Genomic DNA, 13,017 nt, shown 5'->3' with positions numbered 1-13,017 from the left:
TTTGTACTCTTTATTTGCCTTTTACGGGTTTGTACGGTGAGGTGCAAGATATGAGCATAGGCATTTTTTGCCTATGTCTTACTATTAAGCGCTTTCATTAGGCGAAACAGCATGAGGTAGTATTGATTGATCTTCGTCTAAGGTTGGTGCAGGTACGCCCAAATGCTTCCTTGCAGATTCTTCAGCTAGCTTTCGGTCTTGCTCGTTCTCGAACTGACTCTCATCTAATAAATGAGGGTTTTTTGCTGCTTCATCTCGGCTTGGTCGATAGCCATTTTTCCACCTGTACTTCCAGTCCATAAGTTGAAAGGCAGATATACTGCAATTTTATTTCCTAGTTCTTCATGGTAGGCGTTTAATGAAAAATGAGACTCCTGCTATAGGTTGAAGAGGCTCATTCAGAGGGTACAAATTTAACATCATCTTAAAGTAAGAATACTTTTATGAGCAGGACTTGATAGATTAGCACGCTGAGAACAAGTCATGAGTAGCGATCGCAAATATAATAACTATTGTTAGCAGCGATCGCTGCTGGGTGTCATATCAAGTTTCACAGTTGCAGAATTTGTTTGGTTTTATATTTTCATTCAAAAACCGATATGATAAATATTATTTTAGATATTGCCGAAACACGAAAAAAGACAATGATGCTTAAAGAACAAATTACACAATAACTATAAAAATTACCTGAACCTCTGTTACGGGAAATTTTGGATTTTGTTCAGTTCTTACAAGCCAAGTATCAGAAAGATAAAATTATTGAAATTATATATTAGTGAAGTCTATAGTAGTGCGCCTATACTTATTTTGCTGTTGGTTCTTTGGTTGTTACTGGTTGGCTGGTGTTTTTAGGTAATTCTATTTTAATGTGATTAAGAATATAGATTCTAACTAACAAAACTAGAACAGATGTAATCAAACTAATAATAATAGCTTTTTGCCAATATCCAGAACGACTTTGGTTAGATGAACTTTGGTTAGATAGAGTTCTTGGTTGATATATTGTGTCATCAAGCGGTACTTGTGGCCGACCTTGGTTAGATGCAGGTCTTGGTTGATACAACGTCTTATCTGGTGGTACTTGTTGGCCGCCTTGATTAGATGCAGGTCTTGGTTGATACAACGTCTTATCTGGAGGTGGTGAAGGCTGTTGTTGAGAAGGGTAGTAAACTTGAGGTATTGTCAGTCTACCAATGCTAGTTTCTGCATTTCCAATGGATATTTGTTTAGCTGGCTTAAAGCTAAGGGTGATTGTTGCTAGATGCCATACTACATTTACTAAATCATCATGTCTTCCTCTAACTTCTGTGATTAATGTTAAGGAACTCAAAAGTATAGTTCGTTGTTCATCTTTAAATAATTCAACTATTACACGTCCATGCTTTTGACGTATCAGTGGGATTAGAAATAAAGTAATAAGACCAGAGTCAAGCTTTGGAGAAATAAAAATATTTTTAGTAGCTTGCTCAATATTAAAATCAGGAGCAGTCATACCTATAAATAGGTTAATTGGTAATGGCTCGCCTGTGACTTCATTAACAGGAAACTCTAAGGGAGCATCATTACCGACAACATCATTTTTTGTAATCACATCACCAGAATCCGTGAAGGATGGTAAGTGAGCGCGTAGCCCCAAAGAATCAGGTAATGTAACCATAGCTCGAATTTCAGTTCTTTGCCCTACCTTTGATTTTTGAGGCATTGCGGCTTCAAAGTGTCGTTGGCTCTCGATACTTGATTTTACCTGAGTATTTAGTTTGGTAAGATTAGAATCTGGTATTTGAGTATGGTTAACTGTTTGTTGTACTTCTTGAGATGGAATAATTCGATTTTTAATGAGTTCAATATCTTCACCTCTTAAACCCCAAAATTCCTGATAGTCTTTTAATATATTGGCAGTATATTCAGTCAGAGGATTTTCGTTTATAATTACCTGGGATAAAAGCTGTTCATATTGCTGTAACTTTGCCTCATATTCTTGGTAGGGCTTGAGAACTTCAGCTTCAATAGCAGCAGCCTCTTGAGGAAGTAAACCTAAATTATCTCGTTTCAAGTCTAAGAGATTACGGGCGATAAAAGGAATTTTGCGGTCTTTAATACGACGCTCAATTTCTTGGCGATACTTCAGTTTTGGATCATTAACTCGGACTTTAGCTAGGAGTATTTTAAAGCCTTCCTCAACTACATAGATTTTAGGCTTCATTTTTCCAGGAGCAGTTTCTTGGACTTTTTCGCTGGCATATTCATGCAACTCATCAACAGAAACTGCTCCATCTTGATCTCTGTCTGCTATTCCGGTTCTGATACCCTCAACTAAAAAATGGCTATAAATCGAGAGGTCAAAACCTTCATGTTCAAAGGAATACTGGGTTGAAGTACTAGAAGTGAGGACAGCTCGTCCTTCTCCTCCTAATTGTTGCTTGACAGGCACAGAATCATCATCTTTAGCTTTCATTCCTTCGGCAAAAGCACCGCTGAAGCAACAGTCGAGAATCACTACCTGTCGCTTTGAGCGGCTATTGCTCATGATGTTTTGTATATAACTTGCTGCTACTGCTGTTGGCTGAACGAGGGCTTCTTGTTCTTTGCGAGTATTATGAGTAGCCAAATAAAGATTGCCACTTTCGTCTTTAACACCATGACCAGAGAAAAATAGTAGCAAGAGGTCATCTTTTTTGCGATTTGCAAATAAACTATAGATTGCCTCCTCCATCGCCTGTCGCTCAGGGTTAATCAGCGGTGTTACCTGATCAAAACCGCCAATTTCTGGATTTTCTAAAACTCCCCGCATTGCCTCCACATCTTTGGGAGCCGCAGGTAAGGGGGAAAGACCATTCCCGTATTCACCAACCCCAATTAGCAATGCTACTTTAGCCATTTGAAATACTCTATCCTGCTACAAATTTCTCTGCTGCCTCAATTGCTGCTTCTAACTCTTGCTGACTGCTGGCTTTTACTTTCAGTTTCTTGCCATTGGACTCAATTTCTAGTTCAATGGTCTTGTTACCAAGGCGATCGCCTAAAAATCCCATCAGTGCTTTAATATTCTTGGCATTCACCTGCGCTGTTAGCCAACCCACAGCCAGCCCTGTGAGTGATTTACTTCCTGCTGGTGCTTCTGCTTCACTGAAAAGACTGGCATCTTCGACTTCATCCAGTTCCAGCATCTGTTGCAATAGTCTCTGCGTTTGAGCTTGTAGTTCATCGTCATCTAAATCAGGCTCTTGCAGGGCGATGGTAATCTGGACGTTGGATCTACTCGCCATTCTCAACCTCTAATTGTGCTTAATGCTTAAATTATTATAAGTATCTTATACAATCCAACTAGTAATAATTCCGGTCTGGATTGTCGCGAATATAAAATTTGCCAATATGCATAGCGTGCTATGAATAGAAAGAGTACTGTAAAGTAAAAATAGATACTATTAGGGACTACAGCAAGCTAGGCTTGATTTTGATTTACTTTGCTAATTTAGCAATACGAGAGCGATCGCTGCTCGGTGTCATATAAAATTTCAGAGTTGCAGAATTTGTTTTATAGCAACGGACAAGAAGGTTAGGACATTAACTGATGATAAAACCTATATACAAACAGACTTTCAACCCAGTCCCCAGTCCCCAGTCCCCTGCTATATCCTATATTTTCATTCAAAAACCAATATGATAAATATTATTTTAGATATTGCCGAAACACAAAACAAGATAATGATGCTTAAAGAACAGATTACACAAGAACTATAAAAATTTCCTGAACCTTTGTTACAGTAAACTTTAGATTTTATTCATTTTTCACAAGCCAAGTATCAGAGAGATAAAACCTTATACAGCGCTTCCTGCTGTTATGAAGTGGTCTATTGACAAAGTAGCCTAAATGTAAATTATCGATAATTAGATAAGGTCATACTCTTCAATTAGGCGATACCTACGCCTACGCTAATAACTAAGGACTTGGGAACTAACTGTCTTAACTGTTTAGTAAACGCTTAAGTCTCGATTATTTTGCTGCGCTCAATTTTTTAACTGTCTTATCTGTCTTATCTGTCGTTGCATTTTCTTGGTGAGAGCGAGAAAATACAAACGTGACAGTAAAAACCATTTGTCAACAATGCAACCATCTCAATAGACTCTATTCTTTTTGAGGATAAAAAATCATGAGTTCACTCGATCAAAGGCATCCCCATATATTAATGCAAGGTCAAGGCATTCATCTGTCTGGCAATCCGATTCAGACCGAAAATTTTTCTGTTCAAAAGACTCTACGGGATGGAGGAAAAATCCGTTTCAAAATTCGTTATTCCGCTGAACTAAAGGGTTTCTGTATGCTGGAAGTTTTTCTGATCAGAGCGCAGAACGGAACACAAGTTGCTAGTAGCATGACCATTCCTAATAGTGGTACGACAGCTAATGTTCAAGAACAAGAGCGAGAATTTAGTCTTTGGGAGCCAGGAGATTATTACTTCTTTTTCAAAATGTCTTCCAATAATGGAACATTTTATATCGAGGAATATCAACTTTATTGGTCAGCTAGTTAATTATTTTTCATCGGAAATCCCAAAATTAGCAATCCTATGGTCTGATGCCAAATCTAGCCATTACCAATTAAATTATTATAGCTGATCAGGTTAATTATTTGATGAAAAGATTATAATGATCACAAGAGAATGGTTTAAAATCTTTTTCAGCCTCCATTATGGGAAAACTGTAGATAGTTGTTGGTGTTGCTGATTCAAGATATAAAAAGCTCACGCTCAAGAGAAGTTTGAGCGCAGGCTTCCTTTGCTCAAAATTACGGTGGGCGTGAGAGAAAGAGTATCTGATAGTTTTTTCTCAAGCACGTTTTTGCAATGATTCATATTCAAATTCAGTAACGCCTAGTTGTTTTTTAAAGTAAGCACGGTAGAGTTCGCAACGCGGTAGGATGCGATCGCCTTCATAAGTGATCAACCCCAAGCTTTCGAGCTTATGAGCGTCAATGGGATTCAGAGAAATGCTTTGCTTTGCGGTCACAACTTCAACATATGCCTTTACCAAACTGGAGTTTTCTTGCAGGATTGCCCAGTGTCGCCATAAATGATAACGATAGATACCGCCGTTAGCGATCGCCTCCTGTATCAGTTCTTCAAAGGTGATTCCTTGACAGCAGAGATAATACAGAGCAATCCGAATTAGTGCTGGATGCCCCCCCACGAGAGACATCAGTTGGGCTACCTCGTTACTAGAAGTCCAGTCTAGCCCATGCCGTTGGGCTAAGTATTCTACTTGGTACTCAGTAAATTCTGGCAGACGGATCGGTAGTCCAATATTAAATGGGGAGCGGTTGATATCCAGGGAGACATACACTTCTGTGGAGTAAACCACCACTAGCCTCAGTTTCTGCAAGTTAATATCTTGTCGTGCTTCCTCATACCAAGAGCGCAACAAACCAAAGAACTCCTGAGCAATTTCAGGATATTCAAAAAAGCGGTCAACCTCATTTAACACTAAAACCACTGGACTTTTACTCTGCTTGAGCAAATAGGATTGCAAGTATAAACTGCAACTCAACTTACAACCTATTTCTTCATCCCATTTGTCATCTAGCTTCGGGTCAATGCCTAATTCTGTTGCAATTTGCCAGCAAAGAGAACGCAAAAGCTTGTTTAAGTCTGTCAGACAGCTTGAATCGATTTGGTTGCAATTCAAATTCACCGAGCGATAATCTTGCATTTGGGCAAAGGCTAACAGCCGCAGCACAAGAGAAGTTTTTCCCGTCTCTCTTGGTGCTCGAATCCGGATCACACAGCCCGGTTGAATTACTTCTCGATAAATTAATTCCTCAATGGGGGGACGTTCTACATAGAAGGGAGAATCTAGAGGTACGGGGCCATCTGGGTATGACCAAAGATTTTCGAGTTGGTTATGGTGTTGAGTAACAAATGAGTCTAAGCATAAAAACTGAGATAATTTTTGTTCTTCTGTGTCTAAACTCAGTGAGAGAGTTTGAGAGCTTTCAGTATTATTCGTTTTACTCAGGATTGCATAGTCTTCCCTGTGTAATTCTAGGCTAAAGGCGCTAAAGCACAATTTCAGGGTTTTTTGATCCACACCTGTATTCAACGACCATAATCGGTTCAGAGTTTTGGTAGAAACATTCATGCGATCGCCTAAATCTTCTAGAGTGAAGCGACCGCCATTGTTTTGTGCCTTTTCCATAGCCAGAATCGCCGCTTGTAAACGCTTCAACCCAGCGATCGTTAGGATAAGTCCCCGTCTTCGCGTGCTCTTAGATTGCTTCATATCGCTAATTATCAATCTGCTTTTTTGTTAACTGTCTTAGCTATCTTCTCATTGTTTTATGTTTTAAAACACTTATTCAACAGTTACTTAGCTGTTATTGAATTACTATTAAATTAGTAAAAAAATATACATAACTGTTTGATGATAGTTAGATGAGTCGGTATAAATAAACATAACTATATTATATTGATTGTCATTTTTCCTTCCCCTACGCAAAGCCGCTGACGCTTCTGCATCTAGTGTATTTTACTACTTGCAAATGACAAGCCTCAATAGCTAAGTTTATTTATACCAACTTACTAGGATATTACTTAAAGTTATCTCTTACCTGGTATTAATCTGGATTTTGCAGTGCAGATGCATCCAACAAGGTACAGGCGATGTCTACAACGGGCTGTGCGAACACGAGTAGCGTATCGCAAACAAGACTCGCTAACGCTATCATTGACCGAATTTTAGATTTTAAATTTTGGATAATGGAATTGAAGATTCAAAATCAAAAATTTAAAAAGGGTTGCAGAGCAAGCGAATTTATACTCGCTCCGCGAGAAGCAAGCTACGTGAAACAATTCTTTAATCCAAAAGCGTTCGACTGAGCGCTCACGCCGAAGTCTAAAATTAAATGACAGAGCAAGTAACTTGATTGCTCTTTTCAATCTAAAATCTAAAATTGAGTGACGCTTCTCAAAATTAGCAATTCCCCTTTGGATGCAACACGGAGTAGGGGCGCACAGCTAGCTGTGCGCCCCTACAAAAGACCTATATTTTATGCAACTGAGAAACGCTACAATCTTTGATCAGCAAGGATAAGCGCGTTATCCAAGTATTAGAAGACTTCGTTGGTTAGACAGCAGCGTTCCTGTTGTTACTCATTTATTGGCGAAAAGTTGTTAGTACTTGCTGCCAATAGAATATTGTAACGCATTTAGCGCCGAACTTGGTTAGAGATATCTTTGCCTGTCTGTGCTGCACTGTCCCCTACATCACTAGCAGTTTTCTTAGCACCTTCTACATACCCAGATCCAAATTGTTTAAAGGCTTCTGCTGACTCTTCACCAATCTTTTGAAGTCGTTTACCAGGAGAACCTTCCGTTTCACGAGCTTCTTTATTCCACTCCCCTGTTGTTTTTGGTCTTTGAGAATCATCTTGCTGTATCTGTTCACGAACTCTTTCGCCTAAGCCTTTGTCATTGTGCCCATAACCAACATTGGTCGTCAGCATTAGAAAACCAACTAGGATAACAGGCAAAAAACTTTTTATCTGAAGTCCTTTAAGCAAAGAACTTATGTGACTAATCGTCCTAGAAATCAAATTTATCATGCCAATTAGCTTATTTTTTGGAGTACAAATAAAGATTAACTATAAAAAAGTAATTATCCTTCTAACAAAAGGCATATCTCAGTTATGAAAAATAAATACTTTTTAAATCTTGGGGAAGAGATGAATTGTTAGATGTATGGATATTTGCAATTCGTCTATGGGCACGAGCAATGAGGAATACTGCTTTTATCTGAATAGTTTACATAACAAGCCAGAGATTTGCCACATATTTACCAGAGCAAGCTAGCTGGGATGGAGTTAAGTAGTTCTCAAATCAGGAGAATATTAAAGCGAAAAAATTATAGTTATTATAAATATGAGACATAAGTAGATTACCATAGATTTCCACAATTCATCCGAAAAAAGCATTTCCCTGCTTAATAACAACTTTCTTAGAAGTCTTGCTCTCAGTTTATAAATCATGCTTGAGATTGCTTCGGCTGCCAAATGTAGCACCAAATACATTTTTAATGCTACATTTGGTTTTTAATACAGATATAAGTCAAAAAAACATGTATCTTTGGTTGTAGAAATTATCTACCTAAGAGATAGATGCTTAATGGATAATTCCTAAACAGCTACTAATAACAATCAATAATAGTCACACGACTTTTAGGCTAGAGGCAAAATTTTGTCTGACTGAGTGGATTTATACCGTAATCCCTAAATATTTGAAGGGCTTGCAGACGACAAACTAATCCACATTTTTCCTCAACACGAGAACTCCTTCAGGTGGAAAGCTAAAGGATGAAATACTGGATAAGGAAATTAGCAATCTGTATAGTACTACTGTATAATTTGTTCCTATCAAGTGATTACGCAGGAGCAAACCAACTTTCAAATCTCTCAAATATTGATGTGCAGCAATTAAATGCACTCCCAATAGTTGAAAACTTAGCAAGTGCTGACAATAATCTTGCCAAGAGTAGAAAGGGAGATTTTTGCCGATTTAATCAGATAGTCAAAAGGATAGATAAACTAGAGGGACTCTTCACACTTTATTGCAGTGAGAATTCAGGCAAAATTTACTTAGAAATTAAACCAGAGCAGCTAAATAAAAACTACCTAGCTATAGTGACATTGGAATCGGGCATCGGGGAAAGTGGGATTTATAGTGGATTACCTCTTTCTGATTTTCTCTTCTACTTCCGACGAGTAAATAATAGATTGCATTTTGTTGTGCGAAATGTTAAATTCCGTACAGAAAGTAGACCAGAACAGCGATCGCTTGCTCGTTCATTTAGCGACTCAGTTCTTTATTCACTCGAAATAGCCACTATTGATCCATACAGTAAAAATATTCTGATCAACCTGAATGAACTGCTAATGCAGGATTTTCCCGGATTAACTCCCCTATTGAAATACTCTTTGCAGGCTGATTACCGCTTGGATGCACGCAAGTCATATTTTGGTGATGTTAATAGCTTCCCAGAAAATGTAGAAATTGATTCTATTTATGGTTTCTCATCACCAGAAGGAGCAAATTTAGTCACCTTGCCTGATAGTAGGGCACTCACTCTGAAGGTACACTACAGTTTTTCTCAGCTTAGAGAAAACAATGGTTATATTCCCAGACTTGCCGATGACAGAGTGGGATATTTTATTACTGCTTTCCAAAATTTCTCTAATGCTCACGAATCATTTGTACGTTACATCAATCGTTGGCATCTGGAAGCATCCGATCCTAACGTTGCCTTATCTCCACCCAAAAAGCCAATTGTGTATTGGATTGAAAATGCTGTGCCACTAGAGTACCGCGATGCGATTCGTGAAGGCGTTTTGATGTGGAACAAAGCATTTGAAAAAGCCGGATTTAAAAATGCTATTGAAGTGCAGCAAATGCCAGATGATGCTGATTGGCAACCAGCAGATGTACATTACAATACTATTCGCTGGTTCAATTCTTTGGATGCAGGTTTTGCCAAAGGGCCGATGCGCGTCAACCCATTCACCGGGGAAATATTGGATGCAGATATTATAGTGGATGCCAATATGGTGCGTTCAATTCAGCAAGAATATCGCGCACTGATGGAAGCAAATTCATCTTTCCCGGATCGACACTTTTCTCAACTGGGCAAAAACCCATGTCCAGGTAATTTATCTGCAATGTTCTCGAAAGGTTTTAAGGCTTTTCCTGAGCAACATTTAGCAGACAACGAACTCTGCTATGGTATGGAGTCTTCAAATCAAGCAGCTATGGGGGCGCTGGCGTTGTCAATTTTGCCAAACACTACATCGAGTAGTGAAACGATGAAGGAGTATGTGCATCAATATTTGCGTTCTCTGATCGCTCACGAAGTCGGGCACACTCTCGGTTTGCGCCACAACTTTCATGGCAGCACCATGTTAGCACCCCAAGAATTAAATAATACTAAAATCACTCACACTAAAGGTTTAGTGGGTTCGGTGATGGACTATCTACCCGTGAATATAGCACCACAGGGAGTACAGCAAGGTGACTATTTCCCAAGAGTTATTGGGCCATACGACGAATGGGCAATTGAGTATGGTTATAAAAGAAGCCCATCAGTAGCACTTGAGGGAATCATTCCAGAATCAGAAAAAAGTTTTTTGGAGCAGATTGCACTGGCGTCACCTCAACCAGAATTATCTTATGCAAGTGATGAAGATATCTGGGATATTAATCCTTTGGCAAATGTTTGGGATATGAGTAGTGATGTGCTACTTTATTCGCAGTGGCAAATGGATAATGCTCGCGTTATGTGGCAGCGCCTTGACAAGCGTTATCTATCGAAAGGCGAAAGTTATAGTAAGCTACGCCTCAGATTCAATAGAGTCCTTAAATATTATTTTCGGAACGCCACCTTGCTTTCTAAATACATTGGTGGACAATCGTTTCAGCGTCTCCATGCTAGTGATGATGCTGTTTGGGCATTTGTACCAGTTTCACTTTTAAAACAACGTCAGGCATTGGCGAAGTTGCAAGAGTATGTATTTGCTGAGGATGCTTTCAGTTTTTCACCACAATTACTGAATCAACTGGCACCGTCGCGCTGGGAACACTGGGGTAGTTCTGTACCTAACAACCGCCTTGATTATCCAATTCACGATCGCATTCTGAAGTTCCAAAGTGCGGTATTGCGATCGCTATTAAACAGCGATCGCCTGAATCGTTTACAAGATATAGAATTAAAAACCCTGCCTGGGCAAGCACTTTCCATCCCGGAACTGTTCGACACTCTGCAAACAGGCATCTGGACAGAAGTTTTCGCCCCAAAACAAGCAAAGCCAATTTCTAGCATCCGCCGTTCATTGCAACGGGAATATCTAAATATTTTGCTACAGATGATGTTAGGTACTACTAATACACCTGAAGATGGTCGTACATTGGCTTGGTATGAATTGCGCCAACTGCAAAAAGCCATTGATGTCAGACTCAAACAACTTGGTGAGCAGCGCGTTGACGGGGTTCCCCCTCCTGGAGAGACTGGCGTTAGCACAGCGTTAGCGACGTTCGCCTTGGCGTCTTTGCAGGAGAAGGAGCGTCACCCGAACGGAGAAAGCCTTGATATTTACACCCTAGCTCACTTAGAAGCTTCTGGCGATCGCATCACTAAAGCATTAAACGCACAGTTACTTTCTAAATAGAGATGGGCATTAAAATAATTCGTAATTCGTAATTCGTAATTCGTAATTAGTTAATTATTTTCCCACTCCCCACTCCCCAATTACCCAAGATACCGTTGTAATAGCCCAATCAAAACTTCTGGTATTTCCAAATGAGGTAATATTCCGGCATCTGCGATCGCATAAAAATCTCGAATTGCCCTTGTATTTAAATTTGCCAATCGTTGTCCTAATTTGATGTTGGTAAATTGTGCCTTTTCTCCCCAAAAAATGACCGTGGGAATTGTCAGTTGTTGAATATATAAACTCAGGTCAAAATAAAGATCGCCCCGCAAAAATGCCAAGGCGGCAAATTTGGCATTAGGTTGTTGTGCAGAGGTTAAATAAGCCTCCACCATCTCTTGAGATACTCGTTGTGACTTAGCAAACAGAAAACTTTGTAAAAAATTTCGGACTGCAATTTCATTTTCAGCACCAAGGATGTAAATTAAATTGTCCAACAGAGGCGCATTGATCACCGAAAGCGGAAGTCTGCGTCCAGCACCCTGCCCAAAATCATCAAATCCAGAGGGACACACCAAAAACAGTGCTTTGAATAAATTGGGTTGAACAATAGCTAGGCGGATAGCAAAAGCGGCTGTTAGAGACGAGGCTACTACCGTCACAGGCTGGCGACAAGTTTGGATGATAAACTCGGCGATCGTGCTGAGATAATCCCTAATTTTATAATCCCGGACTGGATGAGCCGATTCTCCCCAGCCGATTAAATCGGGGGCTAAAATGTGGTAGTTAGAGGCAAAAGCCGGGTAAACTTTAGACCATTCATATGCAGACGCCCCACCACCAAAGTTATGAAGAAACAGTAATGGGGGTAAATCTTCAGTATCAGCGAACGCCCAAGGTGCATTCGTTTGGGTATAGTAAACCATTGCCCCCAAGGATGTATGGATAAGTTTATGTCCAAAGCCAGGAGGTTGAAACTGAAGCATAAAATTAAAGAGTTTAGTTTAATGGCACTTTACCCAAAGGCAAAATTACGAAATATAAAGTAAAGCTTACCGATAAATCTGGGAGTAAGTAAACTTTTTCTCTCCTTAGCTGTTCCATATTTAATTTGCATACGTCAAACTAATTCATAATTGATAATTCATCCTTGCTTTTGGTCACTATCTCCTGTGATCTGAACAAGTTGATGGAGGTTATCACCACTGATGTGATAAGCTCCCCCAAAACCAACTACAAAACGACCTTCATTCGGAGTTAGCTGGAAAATCCGAAAGTCAGACAAGCCGCGCAAAACCTCGATAATTTCACCAAACCGCCCTTGAAATTGCTCAACGATTTGATTCCACTTGTCAGTTTCACGCTCGATCAAAGTTGCCGTACAATCAAAACTCAAACGACGACGGGCAAAAATTAGATTACTCTTAGCTTCATCCTCGATAAACAAGACACTAACATGAGGATTGGCATAAAGATTTTTGGTATGAGTCGAAAGACCACTGACATAAATGTAGATATTCTTGGAATCATCCATTACAAAGGGAGCATAACTAGCATTGGGTATTGCCTGTGCGCTCACGGTGCTAATGATTACACTCTCAAATGCTTCAGGAAACTTTTCGTACTCAGCTTGAATGTTTTCAAGTTGGCTCATAAGTAAATTACCGTTTGATTAGGAACACCTAATTAAGTATCCTAACGTGATTGAGCAATCGCATGAAATGCCAAAGATATACCTTAATTGTATTTAATTGTCAACTAGACTATAGCTTTTCCTAATCAAATGAGGTACATCTTAGCCCCCTCCTCGCTTGCGGGGAGGGGGTTGG

The 13,017-nt window shown here is 39.5% G+C and carries 9 protein-coding genes and 1 pseudogene; 3 read left to right on the top strand and 7 right to left on the bottom strand.

The genetic code is table 11. The features are described from left to right. Window positions 1–84 precede the first annotated feature (84 nt). The gene (locus HWQ41_RS20695) at window positions 85–300 is read right to left on the bottom strand and encodes a bromodomain-containing protein (protein ID WP_292766853.1); all 216 of its coding nucleotides are present in this window, start codon (window positions 298–300) and stop codon (window positions 85–87) included. A 389-nt stretch (window positions 301–689) separates the two neighbouring features. Here HWQ41_RS20695 and HWQ41_RS20690 point away from each other — a divergent pair. Further along, a pseudogene (locus HWQ41_RS20690) lies at window positions 690–776 on the top strand (DUF2281 domain-containing protein); the annotation flags it as partial. 26 nt (window positions 777–802) lie between these two features. Here HWQ41_RS20690 and HWQ41_RS20685 read toward each other — a convergent pair. Then, window positions 803–2,878 carry a caspase family protein gene (locus HWQ41_RS20685; RefSeq protein WP_292766851.1) on the bottom strand — a complete coding sequence of 692 codons (2,076 nt, stop codon included), beginning with the start codon at window positions 2,876–2,878 and terminating at the stop codon, window positions 803–805. A 10-nt stretch (window positions 2,879–2,888) separates the two neighbouring features. Further along, window positions 2,889–3,266, bottom strand: coding sequence for a hypothetical protein (locus HWQ41_RS20680; protein WP_292766848.1), 378 nt, complete (start codon window positions 3,264–3,266; stop codon window positions 2,889–2,891). A gap of 885 nt (window positions 3,267–4,151) precedes the next feature. On the opposite strand from HWQ41_RS20680, the gene HWQ41_RS20675 reads away from it, so the two are divergent. Beyond that, entirely contained in the window at window positions 4,152–4,532 is a 381-nt protein-coding gene (locus tag HWQ41_RS20675; protein ID WP_292766845.1) for a hypothetical protein, read from the top strand. Window positions 4,533–4,827: 295 nt separating this feature from the next. Here the strand turns inward: HWQ41_RS20675 and HWQ41_RS20670 are convergent, their stop codons facing one another. Continuing rightward, window positions 4,828–6,276 carry an AAA-like domain-containing protein gene (locus HWQ41_RS20670; RefSeq protein ID WP_292766842.1) on the bottom strand — a complete coding sequence of 483 codons (1,449 nt, stop codon included), beginning with the start codon at window positions 6,274–6,276 and terminating at the stop codon, window positions 4,828–4,830. A gap of 925 nt (window positions 6,277–7,201) precedes the next feature. Further along, complete coding sequence (locus tag HWQ41_RS20665; RefSeq protein WP_292766840.1) at window positions 7,202–7,597, bottom strand: hypothetical protein; 396 nt, start codon at window positions 7,595–7,597, stop codon at window positions 7,202–7,204. A gap of 747 nt (window positions 7,598–8,344) precedes the next feature. Between HWQ41_RS20665 and HWQ41_RS20660 the strand changes: the two genes are divergently transcribed. Then, the gene (locus tag HWQ41_RS20660; protein ID WP_292766838.1) at window positions 8,345–11,206 is read left to right on the top strand and encodes a zinc-dependent metalloprotease; all 2,862 of its coding nucleotides are present in this window, start codon (window positions 8,345–8,347) and stop codon (window positions 11,204–11,206) included. 80 nt (window positions 11,207–11,286) lie between these two features. Here HWQ41_RS20660 and HWQ41_RS20655 read toward each other — a convergent pair whose 3' ends face one another. Beyond that, window positions 11,287–12,174, bottom strand: a complete 888-nt coding sequence (locus tag HWQ41_RS20655; protein ID WP_292766837.1) for an alpha/beta hydrolase — start codon at window positions 12,172–12,174, stop codon at window positions 11,287–11,289. A gap of 158 nt (window positions 12,175–12,332) precedes the next feature. Continuing rightward, the gene (locus tag HWQ41_RS20650) at window positions 12,333–12,842 is read right to left on the bottom strand and encodes a HugZ family protein (protein ID WP_292766836.1); all 510 of its coding nucleotides are present in this window, start codon (window positions 12,840–12,842) and stop codon (window positions 12,333–12,335) included. Window positions 12,843–13,017: the final 175 nt, after the last annotated feature.

This window comes from Nostoc sp. NOS(2021), from assembly GCF_017115025.1.
Classification (GTDB): Bacteria; Cyanobacteriota; Cyanobacteriia; order Cyanobacteriales; family Nostocaceae; genus Nostoc.
The sequence above is the reverse complement of the archived record's forward strand: the minus strand, read 5'-3'. Positions and strand labels throughout refer to the sequence as shown.